The 25874-nt window shown below is 70.9% G+C and carries 22 protein-coding genes; 11 read left to right on the forward strand and 11 right to left on the reverse strand.

The window, feature by feature from the left end; genetic code table 11:
- The 4 genes from PLP61_RS00440 to PLP61_RS00455 form a co-directional block, all read right to left on the reverse strand.
- Positions 1-345, reverse strand: a 345-nt coding sequence (locus PLP61_RS00440; RefSeq protein ID WP_324499271.1) for a hemerythrin domain-containing protein, incomplete at its 3' end; no start/stop codon positions are given.
- A gap of 93 nt (positions 346-438) precedes the next feature.
- Positions 439-2118 (reverse strand): hypothetical protein, encoded by a 1680-nt coding sequence (locus PLP61_RS00445; RefSeq protein ID WP_324499273.1) that lies wholly within the window; start codon positions 2116-2118, stop codon positions 439-441.
- A gap of 131 nt (positions 2119-2249) precedes the next feature.
- Positions 2250-2759, reverse strand: a complete 510-nt coding sequence (locus tag PLP61_RS00450; RefSeq protein WP_324499275.1) for a hypothetical protein — start codon at positions 2757-2759, stop codon at positions 2250-2252.
- Positions 2760-2821: 62 nt separating this feature from the next.
- Positions 2822-3445: a TetR/AcrR family transcriptional regulator gene (locus PLP61_RS00455; protein ID WP_324499277.1), complete on the reverse strand. Its 624-nt coding sequence runs from the start codon at positions 3443-3445 to the stop codon at positions 2822-2824.
- Between the two features lie 63 nt (positions 3446-3508).
- Between PLP61_RS00455 and PLP61_RS00460 the strand changes: the two genes are divergently transcribed.
- Positions 3509-6217, forward strand: coding sequence for a winged helix-turn-helix domain-containing protein (locus PLP61_RS00460; protein WP_324499279.1), 2709 nt, complete (start codon positions 3509-3511; stop codon positions 6215-6217).
- A gap of 34 nt (positions 6218-6251) precedes the next feature.
- Here the strand turns inward: PLP61_RS00460 and PLP61_RS00465 are convergent, their stop codons facing one another.
- The 4 genes from PLP61_RS00465 to gdhA form a co-directional block, all read right to left on the reverse strand.
- Positions 6252-6671: a MarR family transcriptional regulator gene (locus tag PLP61_RS00465; RefSeq protein WP_324499281.1), complete on the reverse strand. Its 420-nt coding sequence runs from the start codon at positions 6669-6671 to the stop codon at positions 6252-6254.
- Positions 6672-6723: 52 nt separating this feature from the next.
- Positions 6724-7104: a cupin domain-containing protein gene (locus PLP61_RS00470; protein WP_324499283.1), complete on the reverse strand. Its 381-nt coding sequence runs from the start codon at positions 7102-7104 to the stop codon at positions 6724-6726.
- Positions 7105-7208: 104 nt separating this feature from the next.
- The gene (locus tag PLP61_RS00475; protein ID WP_324499285.1) at positions 7209-7604 is read right to left on the reverse strand and encodes a hypothetical protein; all 396 of its coding nucleotides are present in this window, start codon (positions 7602-7604) and stop codon (positions 7209-7211) included.
- Positions 7605-7614: 10 nt separating this feature from the next.
- Entirely contained in the window at positions 7615-8955 is a 1341-nt protein-coding gene (gene gdhA, locus PLP61_RS00480) for an NADP-specific glutamate dehydrogenase (protein WP_324499286.1), read from the reverse strand.
- Between the two features lie 166 nt (positions 8956-9121).
- On the opposite strand from gdhA, the gene PLP61_RS00485 reads away from it, so the two are divergent.
- Positions 9122-9520 carry a hypothetical protein gene (locus PLP61_RS00485; RefSeq protein ID WP_324499288.1) on the forward strand — a complete coding sequence of 133 codons (399 nt, stop codon included), beginning with the start codon at positions 9122-9124 and terminating at the stop codon, positions 9518-9520.
- Positions 9521-9526: 6 nt separating this feature from the next.
- Here the strand turns inward: PLP61_RS00485 and PLP61_RS00490 are convergent, their stop codons facing one another.
- Entirely contained in the window at positions 9527-9853 is a 327-nt protein-coding gene (locus PLP61_RS00490) for an antibiotic biosynthesis monooxygenase family protein (protein ID WP_324499290.1), read from the reverse strand.
- A 129-nt stretch (positions 9854-9982) separates the two neighbouring features.
- On the opposite strand from PLP61_RS00490, the gene PLP61_RS00495 reads away from it, so the two are divergent.
- From PLP61_RS00495 to PLP61_RS00510, 4 genes are all read left to right on the forward strand, one after another.
- Positions 9983-11038, forward strand: a complete 1056-nt coding sequence (locus tag PLP61_RS00495) for a lysylphosphatidylglycerol synthase transmembrane domain-containing protein (RefSeq protein ID WP_324499292.1) — start codon at positions 9983-9985, stop codon at positions 11036-11038.
- A gap of 126 nt (positions 11039-11164) precedes the next feature.
- Positions 11165-11608: a hypothetical protein gene (locus PLP61_RS00500; protein ID WP_324499294.1), complete on the forward strand. Its 444-nt coding sequence runs from the start codon at positions 11165-11167 to the stop codon at positions 11606-11608.
- Complete coding sequence (locus PLP61_RS00505; protein ID WP_324499296.1) at positions 11605-13380, forward strand: SulP family inorganic anion transporter; 1776 nt, start codon at positions 11605-11607, stop codon at positions 13378-13380. The genes PLP61_RS00500 and PLP61_RS00505 overlap by 4 nt, the downstream gene beginning before the upstream one ends.
- Before the next feature lie 196 nt (positions 13381-13576).
- Positions 13577-14362, forward strand: a complete 786-nt coding sequence (locus PLP61_RS00510; RefSeq protein WP_324499297.1) for a CPBP family intramembrane glutamic endopeptidase — start codon at positions 13577-13579, stop codon at positions 14360-14362.
- 29 nt (positions 14363-14391) lie between these two features.
- On the opposite strand, the gene PLP61_RS00515 is transcribed toward PLP61_RS00510, so the two are convergent.
- On the reverse strand, positions 14392-15072 hold the full coding sequence (locus PLP61_RS00515) for a TIGR00266 family protein (protein WP_324499299.1): 681 nt from the start codon (positions 15070-15072) through the stop codon (positions 14392-14394).
- 398 nt (positions 15073-15470) lie between these two features.
- Between PLP61_RS00515 and PLP61_RS00520 the strand changes: the two genes are divergently transcribed.
- From PLP61_RS00520 to PLP61_RS00530, 3 genes are read left to right on the forward strand one after another with little or no spacing between them, the layout of a single operon-like run.
- Positions 15471-17405 carry an alpha/beta-hydrolase family protein gene (locus tag PLP61_RS00520; protein ID WP_324499301.1) on the forward strand — a complete coding sequence of 645 codons (1935 nt, stop codon included), beginning with the start codon at positions 15471-15473 and terminating at the stop codon, positions 17403-17405.
- Entirely contained in the window at positions 17395-18414 is a 1020-nt protein-coding gene (locus PLP61_RS00525) for a DUF389 domain-containing protein (RefSeq protein ID WP_324499303.1), read from the forward strand. Before PLP61_RS00520 ends, PLP61_RS00525 begins: the two co-directional genes overlap by 11 nt.
- A gap of 44 nt (positions 18415-18458) precedes the next feature.
- Positions 18459-20225, forward strand: coding sequence for a hypothetical protein (locus PLP61_RS00530; protein WP_324499305.1), 1767 nt, complete (start codon positions 18459-18461; stop codon positions 20223-20225).
- Positions 20226-20236: 11 nt separating this feature from the next.
- Here the strand turns inward: PLP61_RS00530 and PLP61_RS00535 are convergent, their stop codons facing one another.
- On the reverse strand, positions 20237-21805 hold the full coding sequence (locus PLP61_RS00535; RefSeq protein ID WP_324499307.1) for a hypothetical protein: 1569 nt from the start codon (positions 21803-21805) through the stop codon (positions 20237-20239).
- A gap of 254 nt (positions 21806-22059) precedes the next feature.
- On the opposite strand from PLP61_RS00535, the gene PLP61_RS00540 reads away from it, so the two are divergent.
- Positions 22060-23742 (forward strand): alpha/beta-hydrolase family protein, encoded by a 1683-nt coding sequence (locus PLP61_RS00540; RefSeq protein ID WP_324499309.1) that lies wholly within the window; start codon positions 22060-22062, stop codon positions 23740-23742.
- A gap of 34 nt (positions 23743-23776) precedes the next feature.
- A complete protein-coding gene (locus tag PLP61_RS00545) occupies positions 23777-25777 on the forward strand; it encodes an acyltransferase family protein (protein WP_324499311.1) in 2001 nt (666 codons plus the stop codon).
- Positions 25778-25874: the final 97 nt, after the last annotated feature.

Below are 25874 nucleotides of genomic sequence, written 5' to 3' on the forward strand. Positions count from 1 at the left end.
CCGAGCGGAGTCGCTTGTCGCCGCGGTGTACTCACGTGCCGCTTCCGCGGCCACCTCCGCCGCCGGGGCGATCCGCGCATGGTCGGCCTCCATCGAGTCCAACAGCGCCGAGGCAGCGGGGTTGCGCTGTCGCACCAGCGGCCACAGCCCAGCGTCCTCACCGCTGTGGTGGGCATGCAGGAATCCCAGCATCCAGGTCACGTGCTGCCCCAGCGCCACCCGCTGGCGACCCTGCGGAGCCGGCGCTCCACTCAGTACTCGACGGACGCGGAGCAGGTCCCGTTTCAGCGCTGCGTGGACGATTCCCATCATCCGGGTGTCTGCCGGACCATCCTGATTCTTCATGCGGGTCGCCTCCTCCCCCATGAGGATAGAACGGACCAGTGTTCGATACAAGTCTGTTCTAGCCACCATTGGCCCTGCCGCTGCTCGGCCGTCTCACCGGGTCCGGGTGGCCACCACGTCCCACCCACCCACGACCTGGACCCCGGGAGCGAGGCTGGCCAGGTTCCACCTGATCGCGGGAGGGCACAGTCCCCGCATGGCCGGAGTGGTCGTGCTGTTCGGCGTGGTCAGGTCGGCTCCGTCGACGATCCGCTCGACCAGGGTGACCACAGGGGCGGCGGTCGGGCCCGAGATGCGCGACCGCTCCGTCGCGTGGCCGGAGTAGCCGCCGCCCCGGGCGTCGCTGACCACGTCGATCGTCCCCGTCACCCGGCCGGCGGCGTCCACGACGAGGGTCACCGTGCCCGAGGTGTGCCCGGTCACGCCGCCCGCGGCACGAAGGTCCTTCTCGACCGGAGCGACGTAGGTGCCGGCGGCGATCCGGCCCTTGCGGCACTGGTCCGCCGCTCCGTGGAAGGTGACGGGGACCTGGCTGCGCGAGTGCACGTCGGTGAGCTCGGCGAGCCTGGCGGTGGCGGCGTTGAGGATCGGCCCGGCGATCGACTCCACCAGGGACCGCAACGACGTGGGCACCTGGGCCAGGAGGAGCTGGGAGATGAGCTGCCGCAGCCGTTCGACGTCGTTGCGTCGCATCGTGGCACTCACCGCGAACGTGCCGGTGCGCGGCGGTTCCTCCAGCGCGTCCTGGGGTTCCTGGCCCGTCCGGTAGCGCAGAGTCGCGGACTCCGTGGCGTCCAGCGCCTTGTCCGCCGACGTCGTGGTCGCCAGGTCGACGCGGGGGGTGGGCTCGGTCGTCCAGGTGACGCCCGATCCGGCGGCGGTCGCTGAGATGTCGACACCCACGCTCGAGGCGCAGTCCCTGACCGCGTCCGGCGCCGGCAGCACGTGCGGCTGCAGCTGCATCACCACCTCACCGGTGACCTCCTCCGGCACGACTCCGAAGCGGGTCGTCTCAGGTGTCGGGGTGAGCGGCGCCCGCCAGGCGATGAGCACGCTGGCGACCTGCTGCACCGCGGCCACAGCGTTCAGGACCGCGACCAGCTGCGCCACTACCGGCCTGGTCAGCGTCTCGATCAGCCCGCTGACGAACCGGCTGGCCAGCTGGACGGCGGTGTTCCAGATGGCGGCCAGGAAGCCCGCGAAGCCGCCTCCCGTGGTCTTGATGGTCAGGGCCGTTGCCACGGCCGCGAGGGCGTCCTGGACGAAGTGCGACACCGTCGAGCACGGCGCATCGGTGAGGTCGGCGTGCGCGGCGGCCGGCACCGCGCGCACGGTGCCCCCACCGGTCACGAGTGCCGGTGACGCGGTGACCGCCGGCGCGCCGCCCCCCGCGGTGGCGTCGGCCAGGAACAGCGCCAGCACGCCGTCGGGGAACCGGACCTCGAACGCGTTGGCCAGGTCCTGCCCCTCGTACAGGGCATGCGCGAACCGCGCACCCGGCGTGGCACCCTGCTGCATCCAGGCAACGACCAGGAACGGCAGGGGCGGAGCCCCTTGGGGCACCGGGACCAGGGAGTCGAGCGTCCGCCCGGTGGGGCCACCCCCGTTGGCCACCTCGGCGGCCATGTTCTCGGCCTGCCAACGGGTGACCCGCACCGGGGCGGTGGCCGTGGAGTCGAAGTCCTCGACGACCTCGACGCCGGACCGCTCCAGCACCGAGGCGAAGCCGTCGACGGTTGCCTCGGTGAACGGCAGCGCGCGGAGGGCCGCCACAGAGGACCCCGCTGAGGCATCAGGTGCCGGAGCAGGCGCGGGCCCCGGGCCGGGGGTGCTGCTGCACGAGACGAGCGCGACTGCCAGGCCCGACGCCAGCAGCACCCGTCGGCGCGAGGGGCCGCCCATGACTACCAGGTCACGTCGCAGGTGCCGGTGATCGTGAACGGCGCCTCGGCGGCGTCCATGCCTGAGCCGGTGAAGGAGCCGTCCGACTGCACGGTCAGGTCCGTGACGTCGGCGTCGTAGACGACGCTCATGTCCGACGTCTGGGAGACCGTCAACGTGCCGGTGTCCCCCGCTGCGAGCAGGTTCGCGTCGAGGACGAGGTTCCACGTGCCGTCCTCGCTGGTCCCGCCGCCCTGGATGGTGTGCTCCCCGACGCTGGCGCAGACGTTCAGCGGGAACTCGCCGACGCCCTGGGGCCAGGTCAGCGACGCCGTGGTCTCCCCGTCTCCGGCAGCCGCGCTCTCGGTGGGGGTGGCCTCGCCCGTGGCGGGCGTGTCAGCCGCCGCGGGGGTGGAGGACTCGGACGAACTCCCGTCGGCCGATCCCCCACACGCGGCCAGCGACGGCACACCCAGGGCGGCCGCTACCAGAAGGGCGCCGGCCCGGGCGGTCAGGAAGCTTCGGAAGTCCATCTCGTCCCCCTCGTCTGGATCTGCCCGTGCGCAGATCGATGTCTCATGATGAGACAGAAGTATCAGGAACGCAAGACCTCGTGTGGCGGCGCGCCGCGACTCACCGCCGCGTCGTACAACGCCATCCCCGACCAGCGGGTGATCTCCCGGGCTTCCTCCCGGGTCTGCCCGGCGACGTCGACGAGCCAGACGAACGACTCGATGCCGATGGCCGACCGGATCGCCATCGCGAGCCGCGCCAGCTCGTCCGGCGCCATCCGGTCCGCCAGCGGCGACAGGGCGTCGGAGATCCAGCCCATCGCACGACCCGCGCGCATCCGCAGCGGATCCTCCGGAGCGGCCGGGTCGAGGGAGAGTCGCAGCGCGGTGCGCAGCTCGGCCTCCCACTCGAGCACCCAGGACGTGATCGTGTCGACCACCTGCTGAAGCCGCTCGCGTGGATCGACCACTCGCGGGTCGGCCAGGATCGACGGGGCGTCCAGCTCGGGACGCACCGCCACCAGCAGCGCCCGCTGGTTGGGGAAGTACCGGTACGCCGTGGGTCGCGACACGCCGGCGGCCAGGGCCGCCTGCTCCACGGTGGGCGTCGTCCCGGCACTGACCAGCTCGCGGGTCGCCGCCACCAGGGCATCCCGGGTCCGCTGCTTCTGGCGGGTGCGGCCCGTGAGCAGGTACGACGAATCCATCTCATGACGATACCGCAGTCTCATGTCGGTTCGCTCTGCCCACGCGGCCTCTATGATCCGTAGGTGCCGACACCGGTCCTCGCCACGAAGCTGTTCCCGCCGGCGCGGCGACCGGATCTGGTCGCCCGTCCGCGGCTCGTCCACGCTCTGGGCGGCACGCTGGTGCCCGGCCACCGGCTCACCCTGGTCTCGGCAGCGGCGGGGTTCGGCAAGACGACGCTGCTCAGCGACTGGGTCGGGGACCTGCCGCGGCACCGCGAGCGAGTCGCGTGGCTGTCCCTCGACGACGACGACAACGCCCTGCCCCGGTTCCTGGTGCACCTCTGGGCCGCCCTCGCCGGGACCGACCTCGACCTCGACCCAGACCTGGTCGAGGTCCTGGTCGACAGTCCGGCGCCCGCCACGCTCACCGCGGTCGTCAACGAGGTCGTCCGTGCGGGTCAGGAGCAGCCTGACGCGCACTGGCTGCTGGTGCTCGACGACTACCACGTCATCGACGCTGCTGACGTGCACGAGGCGCTGACCTTCCTGCTCGACCACCTGCCTGACCACTTGCACCTGGTGGTCGCGACCCGGTCGGACCCCCCTCTCCCCCTGGCCCGGCTGCGAAGCCGTGGACAGCTGACCGAGCTCCGGGCCGCCGACCTGCGGTTCTCGGCCGAGGAGGCGCGCGAACTGCTCCGCGGGGTGAGGCACCTGGAGGTCACCGACGCCGACGTGCAGGCGCTGGAGGAGCGGACCGAGGGTTGGGTGGCCGGTCTCCAGCTGGTGGCGCTGTCGCTGCGTGGCCTGCCCGACCGAGGCGAGGTCGACGACTTCATCCAGGACTTCACCGGCAGCCACCGCTTCGTCCTCGACTACCTGATGGACGAGGTCCTGGCCCGGCAGCGTCCGGAGGTCCGGGACTTCCTGCTGCGGACCGCGGTCCTCGACCGCCTGACCGGCTCCCTGTGCGACGCGCTCACCGGCGGGACCCACGGGACGGACGTGCTCGAGGAGCTCGAGCGGCACAACGTCTTCCTGGTGCCGCTGGACCCAGGACGCACCTGGCACCGCTACCACCACCTCTTCGGCGACGTCCTGCGCGCCCGACTGGGCGCCGAACGGCCCGAGGAGGTGCCGGTGCTGCACCGGGCCGCAAGCGCCTGGTACTCCGAGCACGGCTTGGTACCGGACGCGGTCCGGCACGCACTGGCGGCGGCGGACCCGGAGCGCGCCGCCTACCTGATGGAGACCGGGCTGGCGGAGGTGCGCCGCTCGCGGCAGGATCGCCTGCTCCTGGAGTGGGTCGCCGCGCTGCCGGAGTCCGTGGTGCGCCGTAGCCCGGTGCTGAGCACCCTGTCCGCCTGGTCCCGCATGATGACCGGCGACCTCGTCGGGATGGAGCGCTGTCTGGACGACGCCGAGGCCGCACTGGCCGCGGGTGACGCGGACCCGACACTCGCGGCGGCGTGGCCGGACACGGAGGACCAGCGCGCCGCTGCCGCGACGGTCGAGGTCTACCGCGCGGCGCTCGCCCAGGCCCGCGGCAACGTCGCGGACACTGTCCGGCACGCGCAGCGTGCGCTCGAGCAGGCCGGTGCTGAGGACCACTTCGTGCGCGGCGCCGCGGGCGGGTTCCTGGGCCTGGCGTCCTGGGCAACGGGCGACGTCGAGCAGGCCCTGGAGACGTTCTCCGACGCCTTGCGCAACCTGCACGCGGCGGGGAACCTGGTCGACGAGCTGGACTCCACCGTGGTCCTTGGCGACATGTGGGTCACCGCCGGCCGACCCCACCAGGCCCGCCGGCTCTACGAGAAGGCCCTGGCGACCGCGACGGGACACGGCGCGCCTTACCCCCGGGCCGCCGCCGACCTGCACGTCGGCCTGGCCGAGCTGGACCGCGAGCGCAACGACCTCGCGGGAGCACGGGAGCACCTCGAGACCGCCCGAGTGCTCGGCGAGCGAGCCTCCATCACGGAGAACCGGCACCGCTGGTTCGTCGCGATGGCGCAGCTCCTCGCGGCCGAGGGGGACCACGCCGGCGCCGGCCAGCTGCTCGACCGCGCCGAGGCGCTCTACCGTCCCGGCTTCTACCCGGACGTCCGTCCCATCCACGCGCGGCGCGCGCGCCTGCACCTGATGGCCGGCGACCTCGCCGCCGCCGAGGAGTGGGCGCGCGGGCACCGGGTCACGGTGACAGACCCGGCGACATTCCTCGACGAGTACGCGCAGCTGACGTTCGTCCGGCTCCTGCTCGCCCGCCACGACCCGCAGACCCACGACGAGGCACTGGCCCTGCTGGACCGGCTCGAGCCCGGTCCGGAGAGCGGACGTGGCGGCAGCCTCCTGGAGGTCGGCGTGCTGCGCGCCCTCACGTACGACCTGCGCGGCGACCGGGGCGAGGCGGTCGCCGAGCTCGACCGGGCGCTGGCCCGGGCCCCGGAGCCGGACGGCTACACGCGGCTGTTCCTCGACGAGGGCGCTGCGATGCAGGCCCTGCTGCGCGCCGCCGCCGACCAGGACCGCGGAGGCACGGACGGGCTGCGGCGGCATGCTCGGAGGCTCCTCACGACGACGGTCATCCCCTCAGCGCTCCCCGACCCGTTGAGCGAGCGCGAGCTCGAGGTGCTCCGCCTGCTCGAGAGCGAGCTGACCGGCCCCGAGATCGCCCGTCGGCTCTTCGTGTCGCTCAACACCCTGCGCACGCACACCAAACGGATCTTCACCAAGCTCGACGTCAACAGCCGCTCCGCCGCGGTCCGCCGGGGTCGGGAGCTGGACCTGCTGTAGCCGTGGCCGGCGCCCCGTCGAGGAGCCAATCGGCCTACCAGCCGCGGCGCAGCGGCGGCTCGCTGGTGCCGGCCCGGTGCCGCACCGCCGACTCCAGGACCCGGCGCACCGCAGCCATCTCTCGTCGTCCGGCGAGCTCGGCCCACTCCCCCTCGATCCGCTCCTGCACCTGCACCGAGAGCCTCACGACCTCGTGGCCGCGCTCGGTGAGGACGAGGGCCTTGCGCCGCGCGTCGGCGTCCGTCCCGTGGGAGAGGTAACCCTCGTCCACCAGGTGCTGCACGACGCGAGCCGCACCCTGCTTGGTCATCGCGAGCAGGGGCGCGAGGGCGCTTGCGGTGTGGTGACCGTTCAGCACGGCGTTCAGCGCGTAGCCGTGCACCGGCCGGAGGCTGGAGTGGCCGTTGCGGCCGAGCTCGGTGTGCAGCTCCTCGAGGGCCACGGTGACGGCCATGGAGAGGAGCCGAACGAAGGGAACCGGTTCCACAGCCTGCACCTGCGCCCGCTCAGGCGGTCCAGGGAACGAGCACCGGATCCGCGTCACCGACGCTGGCGCGGGCACCGGGCTGTCCGACGGTGAGGGTGGCCGCGGCTGCCGGGCCGGATGCGCTGACGGTGCGTGAGGCACCCGCCGGAAGCTTCAGGCCGTCCCCTGACCGGACCACGTACGTCGAGCGCTCGACCGTCACGTCGATCACCCCCTCCACCACGACGACGAACTGGTCGACGTCGATGGTGTGCTCAGGGCCGCGAGAGCCCGCCGGAAGCTCGGTGCGCCAGACCGCGAACGGCATGGTGGGCTCGGACGAGGGACTCGCCAGCGTGCGCATGGTCGCCGCGGCCGTCCCGACCGTCCGGGCCGTCTGGAGGTGAACGTGGAGGGTCATCGGCAGGTCCCTTCGAATTGGTCAACAGTGTTGTCCAACTCTAACCATTAGACAACTCAGTTGTCCATACCTGGGAGCACTGAGCTGCGACTGATCGCCGGCGTTCAGCCGTCGGCGAGGATGCGCCGAGCGAGGTCCAGGGCGTCCGACGGGTCGACCATCCGGACGATGTCGGGAGGGCTCTCGAGCAGCGCCGCAGCCTTCGGTTGCAGGGCCGTCGGGGTCTCCAGCAGCAGCGGGATCTCGTAGATGCGGCAGATGTGGAACAGCTCCTGGAAGGGCACGTCGTTCTTCTCGCGGGCCTCGCCCTCCGGGGCGACGATCTTGTGGACGTAGGCGATGAGGAGGTCCACCCGGTTCTTGTCGTTGATCAGCCGGACGTTGCGGCCGTGGTTGTCGCGGCCGTTGGACACCGGAAGGGTGTCGTGGCCGTCGCAGATCAGGGCGGTCAGCAACGACGAGTCGGTGCCCTCGAAGTAGCCGATCTTCTTGCGGCTCATCTTCCCTCCTTCACACGACGCCCTGCGCGAGCATCGCCGACGCGACCTTCTCGAAGCCGGCGATGTTCGCCCCCACCACGTAGTTGCCGGGCCGGTCGTACTCGGCGGCCGCCCGGATGCAGCTGTGGTGGATGTCGACCATGATCCCCAGGAGACGCGAGTCGACCTTGTCGCGGCTCCACGTGGCGAAGGAGGCGTTCTGCGCCATCTCCAGGCCGCTGACGGCCACGCCACCGGCGTTCGCGGCCTTGCCGGGACCGAAGAGGATGCGCGCGTCGACGAACCGGCGTACGGCATCGGGATCGCTCGGCATGTTGGCGCCCTCGGCCACCACGTACACCCCGTTGGCGAGCAGCAGCTTGGCGTCCTGGCCGCTCAGCTCGTTCTGGGTGGCGCACGGCAGTGCCACCTCGGCCCCCTCGACGGCCCACGGGCGCTCCCCCGCGCGGAACTCGCACCCGACGTGCTCGGCGTACTCCCCGATCCGGCCGCGCCGCCGCTCCTTGAGGTCGATGATCCAGGCCAGCTTCTCCTCGTCGATGCCGTCGGGGTCGTGGACGAACCCCGACGAGTCCGACATGGTCAGCACCTTCCCGCCGAGCCGGATGACGTTCTCGGCCGCGTACTGCGCGACGTTCCCGGAGCCCGAGAGGAGGCAGCTCTTGCGGAAGATGCTCTCGTCGCGGGTCTTGAGCATCTGGTCGGCGAAGTAGACCACCCCGTAGCCGGTGGCCTCGGGGCGGATCAGGCTTCCCCCCCACGTGGAGCCCTTGCCGGTCAGGATGCCGGTGAACTCGTTGGCCACCCGCTTGTACTGCCCGAAGAGGAAGCCGATCTCACGGGCACCGACGCCGATGTCACCTGCGGGGATGTCGGTGTGGTCCCCGATGTGGCGGAACAGCTCACTCATGAACGACTGGCAGAACCGCATCACCTCGGCGTCGCTGCGGCCCTTGGGGTCGAAGTCGGAACCCCCTTTGCCGGCCCCCATCGGGAGCGTGGTGAGCGCGTTCTTCAGCGACTGCTCGAACGCGAGGAACTTCAAGATGCCCAGGTTGACGTCGGACCGGAAGCGCAGGCCGCCCTTGTACGGCCCGATCGCGCTGTTCATCTCGACCCGGTAGCCCCGGTTGACCTGGATCTCCCCGGTGTCGTCGACCCACGGCACCCGGAAGGAGATCACCCGTTCGGGCTCCACCATCCGTTGCGGGATCTTGGCCTCGGCGTACTCAGGGTTGCGCTGGAGCACCGGCCAGACCGAGGACATCACCTCGGCGACGGCCTGGTGGAACTCCACCTCGCCCGGGGTGCGACCCTCCACCCACTCCATGAACTCCGCAGTCGACTGCATCGATGTGCGCCTCCGCCGCCGCTGGCGGGCCGCTCGGGCCCTCGCCACCCCTCACGCTAGCGCACCCCACGCGCGTCAGCATCGGCTTCCTGGAGGAGCCGACGGCCAACCGGCACCACTTCACGATCGCCCGGGTCGAGTGGGGAACTCAGTAGTCTCTGGACCCATGCGCTTCACCGAGCAGGAGCTGACGGCCGCGCTTACCGGCGCCGCCAAGCAGGTGATGCGGAGCCGGCGCCGGGAGCTGCGCAAGGGCGCCGCGGACATCGATGCCGCGTGGGCGGCCACGGACCGCTACCAGCGCTTCCTCCTCCTTGACGGCCTAGGAGCGCAGCTGCTGCCGGTACTTGTGGCTCTGCCGGACGTCCAGGTCGAGCCCGGCACCCGCCCCGAGTTCACCGACGCGCAGATCCTCGAGGCCGTCGAGCAGGTCACCGGCGAGACGGGCGGAAGGCTCCGACGGAGGGCCACCGTGGCCGCTCGGGCCGCACTGGTGCGCACCGCTCTCGCCCACGTCCCTCCGCGACAGGACCCCGACGCGCTCGTCGTCCCGGACCACCTGTGAGGTGTCTCAGCGGGGACCGTCGGGGCCGTAGGAGCGCTCGACCCGGGCGACCCGCACCTGGTAGTCGGCGTACCACAGCGTCCGGCCGCGATCCTGGGCGATGACGTGCTCGGCGACCGCCTTCCAGGCCCGCGCGGCCGCGTCGTCGGTCCAGTAGGAGACGGTGATGCCCACCTCCTCGCGAGCCGACTCGTGGCCGAGGTAGCCCGGCTGCTCGGCCGCCAGCTCCTCCATGCGCCGCGCCATCGTCGCGTACCCGCCGTCCGCCGCCGTCCGGACCGAGGTGAAGATGACCGCGGTGTAGGGCGGCTCGGGGGTGTGCGCGATGCTCATCGCGGCTGCTGCCCCGGCCGGCGCAGCACCTCGAGCCGGACCGGCTCGGGTGGGATCGTCATGTCGCTCACGGTAGCCGGTCCCGCTCGCGGTAGCGTGTCGCGCAGTGGCGCCGCACAGCGAGGTCGCATGAAGAGTTCCCGGAGGGCAGTGGCCCGGAGCTGGGGCGGACGGGCGGTCGGGCTGCTCGTCACCGGCGTAGGGCTGTACGTGGTCGCACCCAGCCTGCTCGCGCTGCTGGGCTCCTGGCCGCGCCTGGCCGACGTCCAGCTCTGGTGGTTCCTGGTGCTGATCGCGCTGGAGACCTGCAGCATGGCGGCCCTGTGGTGGCTGGCTCGTCTCGCGCTCACGCACCCGGAGCAAGAGGGGACGGACGCACCCATCGCCGGGTGGGGCACCCTGGCCACCGCCCAGCTCGCGGGGAACGCGGCGAGCAAGGTCGTGCCCGGTGGGCCGGCAGCGGGTGGCGTCGTGCAGGGGAAGCTGCTGATCCAGAAGGGCCAGCCCCCTGCCGCGGTCGCCTCGGCGTTGACGGCGATGGGTCTGCTCACCACCGGTGTGCTGCTCCTGCTCCCCGTGCTCACGATCCCGACCCTGCTCATCGGTCCGCCGCCGGCCAGGCAGCTGCAGCTCGGACTACTGGTCTCCCTGATCCTGGCCGTGGTCATCGTCGGGGTGGGACTCAGCGCGCTGGCCTGGACCAGGTTCGTGGTGGTCATCGGGCGGGGCTGCGGCTACGCCCTCCACGTGGTCAAGGAGTCGGTGACCGCAGACTCCGCCGCCGCGACGTTGGTCGCCCAGCGCGACCGGGTGGCGGCGGCCTTCGAGGGGCGCTGGTGGCACGCGGTGTTCGCAGCGTCCGCCAACCGGATGTTCGACTTCGCGGCCCTGGTCGCGGCCCTGACCGCGTTCGGCGCCCACGCCCGGCCAGCCGAGGTGCTCATGGCGTACGTCGTCGCCCAGGCCCTCGCGCTGATCCCGATCACCCCCGGAGGGCTCGGCTTCGTCGACGCCGGCCTTGCCGCGCTCCTGGTGCTGATCGGGGTCAGTGGGGACGTCGCCCTCGTCGGCACGCTGCTCTACCGGCTGGTGTCGTTCTGGCTGCCGATCCCGGTCGGCGCGCTGGCCTGGGCGGGATGGCGCGTGCACCTCGGCGTCACCGACACCGGGCCTCCCGAGGGCTGATCTCTCCAGGGCGTCGCGACGATGCTCGTGCCGATTCGTCCTCCGGGGAGGATGCCGCACCGCGACGCCGAGGGTTCCACTGGACCTGTGGCTGGAGATGTGTCATCTCGAGGAGGCTGAGGACACGTGGTTGAGCCGGTCGAGGCGTACGTCCACGTGGCGCGGAGCCTGACGTTCGACGGGCGGTCGCTGACGCTTGTGGACCTGTCCCCCTCGACCATCTGGGTCTCGCCGTCACCCGCAGCGGGTCTCGGGTACCTTCCGACCGGCGCCTTCCTCGATGTGTGGGACCACCTCGTCCCGGACCAGGCCCCAGGCGCGCGCTCGGTCACGGGCACCTTGTCCCTCCTGGACCCCGACGCGCAGCCGGCCGGAAACGCCATCCTCACGCTCAGCAACCCGCGGATCACGGCGCAGGGACTGACCTACGACGCCGAGATCACCCAGGGCCTGGTCCCCCCGAGGTCAGGGGCGTGCGTGCTGATCCTGGAGCGGTGCAGGACGTCGACGGCGTCCCACAGCGGCGTACCGCCGGCACCACCGGAACCTGACGAGAGGCCAGGCACGTGAGCCCGCCCAACGACGACCCGTCCCGGGCAGCGAAGGAGTACGGCGAGTCACCGGAGCCCTTCCAGGAGAGACCGCGCGAGGCGACACGGTGGCGCTTCATCCCCCTGGTCGCGTCCGTGCGCGGCTACTCGTGGACGCTCTTTCGTGTCGACCTGGTCGCGGGGGTCGCGCTGGCCGCGCTGGCCGTGCCCCAGGCAATGGCGTACGCACAGACGGCGGGCCTCCCGGTGGTGGCGGGGCTGTACGGGCTGTTGCTGCCCCTGGTCGCCTACTCCGCACTCGGGTCCTCCAGGTCGTTGATGACCGGCCCGACGGCGACCTCGGCACTGCTGGTCGCACCGGCGCTGGCGACGGTCTCCTCAGACCCGGCGGACTACCCGGTGCTGGCGGCGATGCTGGCGCTGCTCGTCGCGGCGGTGTTCCTCCTCGCCCGACTGCTGCGGCTGGGCTGGATCTCGGACTACTTCTCCGCAGCCGTGCTGCTCGGGTTCCTCACCGGACTCGCGCTGACTCTGGTGTCGGGACAGCTCGACGACCTCACCGGGGTGGCCGTCGAGGGGGACACCGCGCTGATGGAGTACGTGTCGTTCGCCGCCAGTGTGGTCGGTGGGACGCACGCCACGACCCTGCTGATCGGCGTGCTGAGCCTTGCCGCGCTCATCGTCGGGGGCCGGTTCTTGCCCAAGTTCCCGATGCTGCTGCTCGTCACTGTTGCCGCGATCGGGGCCTCGGCGCTGTGGGACCTCGGTGACCGCGGGGTGGTGCTGGTCGGGGAGATCCCGCCAGGCCTGCCGAAGCTCGCTTGGCCCTCGGTGTCGGTGGCCGACATCGCCATCCTGCTCCCCTCGGCGGTAGGAATCGCACTGGTCGGGTTCTCCGACGCGATCCTCACTGCCCGCAGCTTGGCCCAGCCGGACTCCCCCTCCGTCGATACCAACCAGGAGCTCACCGCACTCGCGGGCATCAACGTGGCCGCCGGGGTCTCCCAGTCCTTCCCGCTCGGGTCGAGCGGCTCGCGCACGGCGGTGAACATCCGACTCGGCGGACGCACCCAGGTGGTCGGGCTGGTTCAGGCCGTGGGAGTGACCGTGGTGCTGCTCCTCCTGACCGGTGCCCTCGCCCTGCTCCCCAAGGCCACCTTGGGCGCGGTGATCATCTACGCCGCCCTCGGGCTGATGGACCTCGGCGCCTGGCGGGGGTTCGCCCGCGGCTCTCGCGGCGAGCTGCTGGTCGCGGTCATCACGGTGCTTGGCATGCTCACGATCGGTCTGCTGCCTGCACTCGTCCTGGCCGTGCTGCTGTCCGTCCTGGACGTCGTTCGCCGCAGCGCGCAGCCACGCGACGCGGTGTTGGGCTGGAGTCCGACCGCCGGCCGCTTCGTGGATGTCGTCCGTCATCCCGACGCGGTGGTGGTGCCGGGGATCGTGATCTACCGGTTGGATGAACGACTGTTCTTCGCCAACTCGCGCTACTTCCGCGGCCGCCTGCGTGATGCGGTGCGTGGTGCGCCCTACCCGGTGACGGCGCTGGTGTTCGACGCCGAGTCGGTCACCGACCTGGACACCGCGGGCGCGCAAGCCTTCGCCGACGTCGCCGACGAGCTGCGCGGGCGCGGTGTGCGCTTCGTCCTGGCCCGCTCACGTGCCGCGTTCGTGGAGCAGCTCAGCAGGACCGGGCATGCGGACGTGCTTGCGCCGGAGGACCAGTTCCCCACCGTGCGAGCGGCCGTCCGATCGATCGCGGGAGTGACGCTCGAGGAGCCGGACCGCTAACCAGCGGCCGGAGGGCGTCGATTCACCCGGGTGGGGCAGATGAGGGCGTACGCCGGCTGAACCGCCTGCCGCGATCGCGAGTGACGCGACGCGTAACCGTTACGTCCGAGGGCTGAGCGCCGGTTCGATACCTAGTCTGGGGGACAGTCGACCAGACACCGAACTACGTTTCCCGGCCACGCCCCATGGAGTAGGTATGCGCATCGCACCAAAGCCCCTCATCGGCGTCATCGCCGTCGTCGTCTACGCGGCCATCATGGCGGGCACCTGGTGGGTCCTGGGAACGGACTACGACACCGTGGGCGACACCACCGGCAGCATCATCAAGGGGATCGTTGCCGCCGTGGGACTGGCGGTGCTCGTCCTGATCGGACTGACCACCTGGCTCGGTTGGTGGCACCCGGCCATGCGTGAGGAGCGCCGCGTGGCCCCGCGATGGACCCTCGTGGTGCCCGTCGTCATGCTGGTCATCGCCCTGCTCAACGTCGTCTCGATCGACTACTCGGCCGTGTCTGCCTCCTGGGTCGTGTCCCTGGCACTCGGCGTCGCGCTGGTGGGCTTCGGCGAGGAGCTGGTCACCCGTGGCGTCGCGCTGGTCGGCTTCCGTGGCCGCTTCACCGAGGTGGGGGCCTGGGCAGCCAGCTCGACGATCTTCGCCCTGCTGCACGCCATGAACGTGCTCTTCGGACAGTCGGTCGCCGCCACCGGTCAGCAGATGGTGATGGCGTTCCTGCTCGGGTCGGCGCTGTACGTCGTCCGCATGTCCACCGGGACCCTGGTTGCCGGCATGGTCATCCATGCCGTGTGGGACTTCGGCTCCGTCGGCATGGGCGGGTCGGGCGCAGATCAGAACGCGCTGACCCTGGTCGGTGGACTGACGAACAACCTTCTCATGCTGACCGGGCTGGTGGCGGCGATCGTGATCGCCCGCAGGGTCAGCCAGGCGTCAGCAGACGCCTTGGCGACCCCAGCGACCGCCTGAGCGATTCCGCCATCGGCTGGGCGCCGCCCTCAGCTGCGGGAGGCCGGCGGCGGCAGCTTGCTCTGGATCCAGCCGATCAGGTCGCTGCTGCTGCGGGTCTGCAGCCACAGCCTCCCGGGTCCCGTGAAGTCGGTGACCAGGCCCTCTCCGCCCAGGAGCGTGGACTTCCAGCTGCCAGCCTTGCGGACGGCGTACTGCACGGTGTCGTCGAACGCGACGACGTGTCCGGTGTCCAGCGTCGCCTTCTCCCCAGGCGCCAGCGTGTAGGAGCGGATGGCACCGTAGGCGGACATCAGCAGATCACCGCTGCCGGTGCAGCGCAGCAGTACCAGGCCCTCCCCGCTGAAGAACGTCTTGCCTCCACCCCACTTGGCATCCACCTCGACCGTGGTCTCCGAGGCGATCCAGGACCCGGACTGAACGAGCAGCGCACCCGAGCCGTTCAGGGTCACCAGGCTCATGTCACCCGGCAAGGCCGCAGCCACGGCGACCACACCGCCGGTCGCCGAGCTGAAGTCGTTGACGAAGAAGCTCTCCCCGCCGAACGAGCGCCTGAGACCCTTCATGAAGCCACCCTGCGTGGACGTGGCCATCTGCACGTCGCCCCGAGTCATGGCCATCGCCCCAGCCTCCACGCGGACTGCACCACCTGCAGGCAGCGTGATCTCACCGAACGCGAAGGCCGGCCCTGAACTGATCTCCACCTGCATGCTCGCTGTGCCCTTCTCTGATGGGTGCGCTCGGACTGCGCCACCCCGATTGCGTGCTCACCGCGACAGGTGAGCAAGTCGAGTCCACCCTAGGGATCCCCGCCGACCCGAGGGAGGTCTCCCGGCCGCGGAGCGGTCTGTAACGGTTACGGGCGCTGGCCCCCCCGACCCCCTCACGACCAGAATGCGGGCACCCGTGGCGACCTGCCCGCCACTCCTGACCCCCTGCGACGAAGGGACCCCGATGAGACCCGCAGCACGGCCGCACTCGGCCCGGAGGCGGCGTGGCTGATGTCAAGCCTGCCTGGACGTTCGTCCGGGAGCGGCGGTATCTCGCCCTGCGGACTGGGGTGGCAGCGGCTGCTGCCAGTGTCGGGCCTTCCTTCGCGCGGGGTCTGTTGCCGCGGTCCACGACCGACCAGGCGATCGTCACCGGCGCTTCTGCTGCGTACTGGCTGGGCTTCGCCTCCTTGGGTCTGTCCGCGGTGGAGTCGGTCGCTGAGCTGATCGTGAAGTCGCGTCGGTCGGGTGACCCCGAGAACCTGACCCTGGCCGCGTCCGCACTCGTGGGCGTGGCCGGGGTGGCCGCCATTGCGGCGGTCCCGGACACCCATGACGTGCCGCTGCCGCTCGCCCTGACCCAGTCGGGGGCGTGGATCCTCACCGGTGGTGCGATCGCCAGCGCACTGGTGATCGGCTCGGACAGGGTGATCGAAGACAGGATCGGGCGACGGGGTCTGCCGTTCAAGCTGGCCGTGGCCGCAGGGCTGGGTGCCGGTGGTTCGGCGATCCGGGTCGCGCTGCGCAACCGACGGGCTCGGGTCCACACCCAGGGCCGCGCGGCCGAGCGGAGACCGTTCACCGCTGAGCATGCTCCCAGGGAGCTGACCCGGTCCGTGGCCATGGGGGCCGCGGCCGGAGGCGGGCTCCTGGCGCTGGCTGCGGTGCAGTTCGCCATCGCGGAGGGCGTCCCCAAGCTCGTGTCAAGGGTCCGGGGGCGCTCGAACGACCCGGTGACGCCACTCGTGGGTCATGCCACGTCGGCTGCTCTGCTGAGCGGGGGGGCGGCCGTGGCACTGAATCGGGTCCGCCGCTACGTCATGCGTGCCGATGACGTGGTGGAGCCCGCCTATCCGGACCCCCCGACGAGCCCGCACGTGACTGCTGGACCCAGGAGCATGGTGGCCTTCGACGCGATCGGCAAGGAGGGCCGGCGGTTCGTGCTCATGGCCCTGAGTCCCGAGGAGATCGAGGCCGTCATGGGCGGACCGACGATCGCACCCGTGCGGGCCGTTGCCGGGTTCGGCAGCGCTGAGACACCCGAGGATCGGGCTGAGATCGCGCTGGCCGAGCTGGAGCGCCTCGGTGCGTTCGACCGGTCCGCGATCGTGGTCGCGGCTCCGACCGGGTTCGGGTGGGTGAACTGCTCCTTCGCCGAGGCGGTCGAGTACCTGACCCGCGGGGACTGCGCCATCGTGGTGCCGCAGTACGCCCTGGTCCCCAGCGCGCTGGCGACCAATCTGGCCCGGAGCGGGGTCATCCAGCAGCGTCTCATCCTCGAAGCCATCCGGGACCGGGTCGCGGGCATGCCCGCAGCCCAACGCCCCCGGGTGCTCCACTTCGGTGAGAGTCTCGGCGCCGAGGTAGCACTCGACGTAGCGGCGGACGGCACGGCCCGGTTCGACGAGCTCGGGGTGGAGGCAGGGCTCTACCTCGGCACCCCCTTCCGTTCGAAGCTGTGGTCGCGCTGGTTCGCTGACCCCGACGCGGTCGACCCCGAGGGCCTGCTGGGCCAGGTCGCCGAGGCGGGACAGATCGCCCAGTTACCGGACAGCGTGCGGCACGTGCAGATCGTCCACCACGACGACCCCATCACGAAGTTCGACTACGCGATGGCCGTCCGAGCGCCGTGGTGGATGGGCCCGGCGGCCACGCGGCCGGCAGGGGTGCCCAGGGAAACGGCGTTCCGGCCGGTGATCACGTTCCTCATCGCGCTGATCGACCTGAAGAACGGCATGAACAGCAAGCCAGGTGACTTCGTCCGGCAGGGACACGACTACCGGATCGAGCTGTGCCAGGCGGTCCAGGCGGCCTACGGCCTGACCGCGACCGACGACCAGTGCATGCGAATCGAGCAGGCACTGCGGGCCCGCGAGAGGGAATGGGCGACCCGTCGCATGGTCGCGTCTCGTTTCGCCAACGCTCGGGACTCCGTGCGAGCTCAGCTCGACCGGTGGGGCGAGTCCACCGCTGCGATGGACCTCGACGACCTCACGGCCGCCGCGCTGTCCCGCGGTGAGATGACGCGGATGGCGGTGCCCGATGGCGAGTGACTCCACCAGGCGCACGGGGCTGCGCGACACCCTGCTGCCCGAGGTCCAGCGGAGAACCCTGGAGGAGCTGACCGGCGAGCTCGACCTGACCAGTGGCGACACCCGCTCGAAACGGTCGGCGTTCTGGACGATGCTGGCGCTCTCCGCGGTGATCGCCTCCGCGGGCGTGCTGGCCGACTCCACCGCCACCGTGATCGGGGCCATGATCATCGCCCCCTTGTCGACGCCGATCATGGGCATCGCCCTCTCGATCGTGAAGCAGCAACCGACCGGGGGGATCCGGTTCGCTCTCCTCGGTGGCACGCTGGTGGTGGTGATCGGCGTGGCGTTCGCGCTGGTGCTCCCCGACAGCTATGACCTGGTGGGCAACTCACAGATCGCCGGGCGAACCGCCCCCGGGGCACTCGACCTCGTGGCCGCAGTCGCCACGGGGCTCGCCGGTGCTGTGGCACTGGCCCGCCGAGACGTCGCCGCGGTGCTGCCCGGGGTCGCGATCTCCATCTCGCTGGTCCCTCCCCTCGCTGTCGTGGGTCTGTGCGCAGGACAGGGGAGCTTCCTTCTGGCACTAGGGGCCCTTCTCCTCTTCCTGTCCAACCTGCTCGCCCTGGTCCTGTCCGGCACGCTGGTCTTCGCGATGCTGGGGTACGCCGAGGAGGCGATCCAGCACTCAGGGCGACCCAGCCGCCGCGCCTCTATCACCGTGGGCGCGCTGCTGCTGGTGGTGTCGCTCCCGCTGGTGGGGAACACCCTCGCCTCCTATGCGCTGTCGGTGTGGACGGGCAGGGTGCAGTCAGCCGCATCCGAGTGGATCGACGACACGCCCGGCGCCTCGATCACGAAGGTCGAGGGTGTGGCCACCAGTTTCTACGTGTACGTCCAGACGCCGCAAGACCTGCCTCCTGTCGATCTGCTGGTCGCCGATCTGGAGGGTTCCATCCCTGACGGCTTCGAAGTCGTGGTCGAGTCCTCCCGGGGCGAGCGGCTCGAGCCCCGCACGATCGGCGGCTGATCGTGGAACGACTGGTCGACGATCTGGCCACAGATGGCACCGGCGTGACGGCCGCCGCTGACGACCGCGCCCTGTTGCGCCGGTTCGAACCGGTCCTCAGGCTCACCCGCGGAGAGGTGTTCGTTCCGGTCAGCGTCACCGGCTACGTCGCCCGCGCTGCGCTGTGGCGGACGTCCCCGGACGGCGTCGAGGTCGAGGCTCCGGCCGGCTCGCTCGACCTCGACCGGTTGGCCCTGCTCGGCGCAGAGACCGGCGCCCCGGGCCAGGCGCTCTCGGTGGTCGACGTCGGCCGGCCCACGACCTGGCGGGACCGGATCCCTCGCCGCGACCGCGGGGAACGCCTTCGCGGCGGCAGCCGGCTCGCCGCGGTGGGGGTCCTCAGCCGAACCGTCGACGCGTTGAGCCGACTCTCGCTGCTCCTGCGCGGAGCGGTTCCCGGTGGCAGCGCCACCCTCTCGCGCCGGGTCCAGGCCGATCATCTGCAGCCGGAGCGTCCCACCTACTACGGGCGCGTCGTCCACGACGGGGGCTACCTGGTCTGTCAGTACTGGTTCTTCTACGCGTTCAACAACTGGCGGTCCGGCTTCGGCGGCGTGAACGAGCACGAGGCGGACTGGGAACAGGTCACCGTCTACCTCGACGCCACCGGCGACACGGACGAGGACGGGTTCCCCGTCCCCCGCTGGGTGGTCTTCTCCGCCCACGACGAGACGGGGGACGACCTACGGCGCCGGTGGGACGACCCCGACCTGGGCCTGGTCGATGGTCGGCATCCCATCGTGTTCGTCGGCGCCGGATCCCACTCCGGGGCCTACCTCGCGGGTGACTACCTGATCACCGTCCAGCCGCCGTCCTTCCTCGGGTTCCTCGCCTTCGTCCGACGGGTCGCACGGCTGGTGACCCCGTGGGCCGAGGCCGCGCGGGGGATGGGAATCCCCTTCGTGGACTATGCGCGAGGCGACGGCCTCGGTATCGGGCCGGGTGAGGAGGTCGGGTGGACCTCCGTGCCGATCGGCGACGACACGCCATGGGTGGTCGAGTACCGCGGGCTGTGGGGTCACGACACCCGAGACCGCTTCGGTGGCGAGCGCGGGCCCGCCGGCCCACGTTACGAGCGTGACGGCACCATCAGGGCCTCGTGGGCCGACCCGGTGGGGTGGGCCGGTCTGGCCAAGGTCCCGCCGGGCCCGGCCGCGGCGCTGGCTACCCTCGAGCACCGACTCAACAGCATCGATGACGAGCTCGAGGGAATCGAGTCCCGCGTCGACTCGGAGCGTGAACAGCTGCGCATCGAGGCCGCCGGGCTCGACCCCGACTCACCTGGGGTCCGCGACCTCCAGGCACGCGAGACCGATCTCCTCGCAGCCCGACGTCGCGCGGCGGAGCTGCGCACCGAGCGCAGCAGGCTCGAGCGGCAGCTGGGGAGTGGGCCCGCGATCCCCCACGTCCACGCGCACCTGCGCCACCGGCACACCCCTATCGAGCGGGGTGGCCGCACACGGGAGGGCTTCCTGGGAGTCTGGGCGATCCTGAGCACCCCGCTGATCCTGTGGATGCTGTCCCGGTTGGTGTGGCCCACCGGCACCACCCGCACCACGGTCCTGGTGGTCACTCTTGCCATGATGCTGTCCCTCGAGGCTCTGGCCCGCGGCTACCTGCTCGCCTTCCTGGTGAGAGCGGTGGTCATCGTCACGCTGGGCTGGCTCCTGGTGCTCGCCGTCGAGGACTGGCAGGAGGTCACCGCCTACGCGCTGGGTGGCCTCGCGGCCGTGGTGCTCCTGGTCAACCTCAGGGACGCCTGGCGCCGGTGACCGGACTCGACTCACCCGGACGGGTCAGTCCAGAGTTCAAGGTGTCGCTGGAGGGCCCTGAGCTGCTCGTCGGTGCAGTTGGACCCGGTCGCAAAGAACGACGCGGGGTCGTCGAGGAAGTTCGGATCGATCTCCAGCACCTCCGCCATCTCCTCGCGTGCTTGCTCGTCGTACCCGAGGCCAGCGAGCGCCATCGCGCGGTAGAGCGGCCCCCAGACCTGACCCGGCGCGTGGACCAGACTCGCCTCCGCGAGGGCCTCGGCGTCGTCTCCCGCGATCAGGCACGCCAACGCCGGCACCGCATGGGCGTACCCGGGGTGGTGGGGGTTGAGCCTGAAGCCTTCCCGCATCCAGGACAGGCCGTCGTCCCAGTCTCCCGAGACCGCGGCAATGGTGCCTGCGGTGAGCAGCACGATGGGGTGAGTGGGAGAGAGCCGAACTCCCTCGGCGGCATGATGCCTGGCCAGGTCCCACTGTTGACGCAGCCAGGCGGTGGTGCCCAGGACCAGGTGCGCGTGGGCACTGCGCGGGTCCAGCACCAGTGCCTCACGGGCTAGGCGCACGGCGGCCCGCAGATCCTGCTCGTGGTCGGCAAGGCCCTCCGCACTCGCATGGGCGTTGTGGATCGACGCTCGCATCGCCAGCAGCAGGGGCGACTGCTCGACCTCGAGCGCGCGGTCGAGCGCCACACCCGCGGCGGCGATCGACTCCTTGGTCCCCTCCTCGACGTAGCCGTAGAACGCGAGCTTCGCCGCGTAGCCGAGCGGGCTAGACCCGGGGAGGACGCTTGCCCTCTCGCGGCGGAACACGACACCGGTGTAGTCGCCGAGCTCCCCCGCTATCGCGCTTGTCCATTGGTCCTCGATCTGGAAACCGCTGAACGACGCGGCGTCACAGGTGTCCGAGATCGCCCAGACCACGTCGCGTGACGCACCATCGGAGAGACGCGCGGCGAGGCGCACCTGACCATCCTGGACACCCACCCTGCCCTCCAGGACGAACCTGGCCCCCAGACGGTGAGCGATCAGGCGCGGGTCATCCGACGTGGCGCTCGCCGGTCCGACCACCCGAAGCCCCGGGAACGCACTGAGCCGGCGCACGAGGGCCTCGCTGATCGAGGCCGCGATGCGCGGAGCTCGGGGATCACCGGAGGCCTCGAACCGAAGGACGGCAACCAACGGGTCATCCTGTGTCCACACAGGTGCCACGTCTGACACGTGCCGGGCGAACGCCGGCACGTAGCTGCCCGGCGGCAGGTCGATCCGCACGGGGTCGTGCTTCCCCTCCGTCGCGTAGTACGTGTCGAGCCCGCGGCGCACCCGCGTGGCCTGGACGCGGACCGAGCTGTCCGTCCGGCCGTCGAACCGGTCGTGCCGCCCCAAGGCGTACCTGCCCACGGTCCGCTCGGACAGCCGATGGGATCGGCCGGCGAGGGTCTCGGTCACCACGTAGGCGAGAAACTCTCGTGATCGCCGGGTTCCGGAAAAGGCCTCGCTCTCGAGGAGCTTGGTGAGCTCGGCGATGATCTCGATCTGGCTGGGGCCCCCGGACCGACTCGGGTCGTCGTCGAGCAGCGCCACCTCGTCGACCACGTGAACCGCCGCCCTCGTTCCCGGATGCTCGATGTGGTGTCGTCGGGCCACCACACACAGTGCCCGATCGTATACCGTGGCGCGGGTTCGCCACCGCTGCCTCTCCTGCGTCAGTCTCTGGCCCCGGGCCACCGCCCGTAACCGTTACTCGGCCTCCCCACCCGCGTTGGGCGTTGCTGCGTCGGCATCGTCTACCTAGCCTTGTCGCGACCCCATCAGACTAGGTTCGCCGTAGGAGTCCCATGTCCGTGCAGGCGCCGGCGGCGGAGCCCACGACCTTCAGCGTCGGCCCCCTCCGCTTCCGTCATGCCAGCCTCTTGGGTGCCTGGCTGGGTGTCGTCGCGATGGTGCTGTCGGTGACCCCGTCACTCGTCCCTCGCGGGTGGGCGATCGAGTCGGTCCTGGCCGGGTTGTGCTTCGCCCTGCTCTACGGGATCGGCGCCCTGATCTCCTGGGTCTACCGCACTCTGGAGCTGCCTCCGCTGCCCGGGAAGGCGCGACGCGTCGCGTGGATGGTGCTGTTCGTGGCTACGCCCGTCGCGCTGCTGGTGGGGGGCTGGCTGGGCCGACAGTGGCAGATCGAGCAGCGCGAGCTGCTGGGCATGGAGACCGACGTTCCGTTGCTGTGGCTGTTCAGCCCCGCGCTCGGTGTGGTGGTCGCCTTGCTGGTCCTGGGCCTGGCGCGCGCGGTCTACTGGCTCGGGCGGACCCTGTCACGGCTGTTCAGACGGCTTCTCCCCGGCCGCCTGGCGGCGGTCGTGGCCGTGGTGCTCACCGTGTGGCTCACGTGGAGCGTCGCCTCGGGACTCCTGGTCGGCGAGGGCCTGAACGTCGCCGACACCATCTTCAAGGGCAAGTCCGACGGGGACAAGCCGGGGGTGGTCAATCCAGAGTCTGACTACCGCAGCGGTGGCCCGAACTCGGCGCTGGCCTGGGAGGGACTGGGTCGGGAGGGCCGCGCCTTCGTCTGGTCGGGCCAGACGGCGGCCCAGATCGCGGACGTGACCGGCGACCCCGATGCGGAAGAGCCGGTGCGTGTCTTCGTCAGCCTGGAGAGCGGTTCGAGCGCCGCCGATCGCGCCGCCATCGCCGTCGAGGAGCTGCGGCGCCTGGGCGGGTTCGACCGCCGCGTCCTGGCGGTGGCGGGGGGCACCGGAAGCGGATGGGTCGACCCGAAGTCGGCGGCAGCTCTGGAGTACGTCGCGCACGGAGACGTCGCGACCGCGACCACCCAGTACTCCTACCTGCCGAGCTGGATGTCCTATCTCGTTGATGTGACAAGGGCGCAGGAGAACGCAGAGGAACTTCTCACCGCGATCCGGGTGGAGCTGGACTCGATGGATCCGGCCGACCGGCCCGAGCTGTACGTGTACGGCGAGAGCCTCGGTTCGTTCTCCACCGGCAGCGCGTTCACGAGCGTTGAGGACATGTCGACGACCACCGACGGAGCCTTGATGATCGGCCCGCCCAACTTCGAACCCACCTGGATGCGGGTGCAGGAACGGCGGGACCCGAGCTCCCCCATCTGGAAGCCGCGCTACCACGACGGCGCGCTCGCCCGGACCGCCACGGTCGAGGCCGACCTGACCGACCCTTCGCTTCGTTGGGAGACCGACAACCGGATCGTCTACCTGACCCATGCCTCGGACCCGATCGTGGCCTGGCAGATCGACAAGAGCGAATGGCTCGACCAGCGGGGCGACGACGTGCACCCCATGGTCAACGCGATCCCCCTGATCAGCGGCCTGCAAGGGACCCTGGACCAGCTCGGCGCGAACTCCACGCCGCCCGGACACGGCCACGTCTACGACGAGATCGTCGTCCCGGCGTGGTCGGAGATCCTCGGTCCGCCCACGCTGCCGATCGACGAGGTCGAGGCGATCAAGGCAGCCGTGGCCCTGATCGTGGACCCGGACCGCGCGTAGGCCATGACGTATCCGTCACTCCCGGAGTGGTTCCGTGCCCAGACCCATTGACCCGGCGGCTCAGTACATCCCCGGATGGGACGGGATCCGTGCCGTCGCGGTGGTGGCGGTCGTCGGCTATCACCTCGGAGTCCCGGGCATGTCGGGGGGACTGCTTGGAGTGGGGGTCTTCTTCACCCTCAGCGGCTTTCTGATCACCAGCATCCTGCTCGGAAACCACCAGCGGACCGGGTCGTTCCAGCTCTCCACCTTCTGGGTGCGGCGGGCCCGACGACTGCTGCCCGCCCTGGTCGTGGTGCTGGTGGTCGTCGCCGGGATCACGGCTGTGACCGACCCGTCCAGCCTCGACTCTCGGATGCGCGAGAGCCTGGCGGCGCTGGCCTACGTGGCCAACTGGACGACGATCGCAGACGGGGTCTCGTACTTCGAGAGGTTCGCCGGCCCCAGCCCGCTTGACCATCTGTGGTCGCTGTCCGTGGAGGAGCAGTTCTACCTGATCTGGCCGCTCGTCCTGGTTCTGGTGCTCACGCGGCAGTCATGGGATGCCCGCCGGCTGCTGCCCTGGGTCGCGCTCGGTGCCCTCGTCTCGTTCGCACTGCTGGCCACCCTCGCGGTGCCCGGCTTCGACAACACCCGAGCCTACGAGGGAACCGACACGCGCGCGGGCGGACTCCTCGTGGGCGTGGTCCTTGCTCTCGCGTGGCCGCAGCTCAGCTCGTGGCTGCGATCCTCGAGCCCGGCCCGGTGGCTCGTGGAAGCCGCAGGTCTCGTGGGGCTGGCCACCATCGTCGCCCTCGTTCTGGTCACCGACGACTACTCCCCGGGTATCTACCGCGGCGGCCTGCTGCTGCTGTCGGTGTCGACGGCGCTGGTGGCGGCGGCCGTCGCATTTCCCGGGTCTCGACTGGGATGGCTGCTCGGGCTGGCCCCACTGCGCTGGATCGGCGCGCGATCCTACGGCATCTACCTCTGGCATCTCCCGGTGGTCGTGTTCACGTCAGCTGCCGCCGTCGGGGGGTTCTCGCTCAGGACCGCGTTCGTCCAGGCCGCGCTGATCCTGGGTGCCGCGGAGATCTCCTGGAGGGTCGTCGAGGACCCGATTCGTCGACTGGGGTTCCGGGGGGCCTATCGACCCGTCAGGGGCTCCCTGAGAGCGGCAGGGGTGCCCGCGAGGGCCGCAGCGACCGGAGCCTTCCTGGCTGCCGGGACGCTGGTGCTGTCCGCCTCGGCCCTGATAGGGCCCGACCGCCCGAGCGCTGCGGCCGTCCCGGTCGCCGGCTCCATGCCCCCGCTGCCGCCGCCGGAGGCATCGCCGGCTCCGTCGCGCACGGAGCATCGGCGCGTGCCCGAGCGACGGGCACCACATCACTCGCGCAACGCGCCGTCGGAGACCTCGTGCTCCGAGGTCGTGCACGTGGGTGACTCGACCAGCATCGGCCTGGTGAACGCGGCGTACCTGCCGTCCCGAAGTGACAGGCTTCCTGCCCGACTCAACGCGCTAGGGGTGCGGGACGTCACCACCGACGTGTCCGGTGCTCGGTCGATCGTGGAGACCTACCACGACCAGCCCAACGCGCGTGCGGCCGTGACGTCACGCATGAATCAGGGGTACGACGGCTGCTGGACGATCGCCATGGGCACCAACGAGGCGGCCAACCAGGCGGTGGGAGGTGTCCACTCGTTCGCTGAGCGTATCGATCTCCTGATGAAGCCCATCGCCGGCCACCCGGTCCTGTGGCTCACCGTCCGCTCGCAGCTGCAGGACGGTCCCTACGCCGACAGGGGCATGAAGGCGTTCAGCGAGTCCCTGGTCGCGGCCTGCCGGCGGTACCCGAACCTGCGCGTCTACGACTGGCGGAGTGAGGTCCGGCCAGAGTGGTTCATCGAGGACGGCATCCACTTCACGACGCCGGGCTATCGAGCACGCGCCCGCGGGATCGCACGGGCGCTCGCGACCGCCTTCCCGTCAGGCGGCGACCCTGCGCCAGGGTGCGTCGTCCGGGGTCAGCAACCAGGGAGGCTCTCGGACCGGTAGCCCTGGCCGGCCAGGCGGGACAGACTCCCGCAGCGCCTTCACCGTCTGGGTGCGGTCCCCGCCGCGCCGCTGGCGCGATGTCGATGTCCCGTTGGCC

Source organism: Nocardioides sp. (assembly GCF_035429765.1).
GTDB lineage: Bacteria > Actinomycetota > Actinomycetes > Propionibacteriales > Nocardioidaceae > Nocardioides.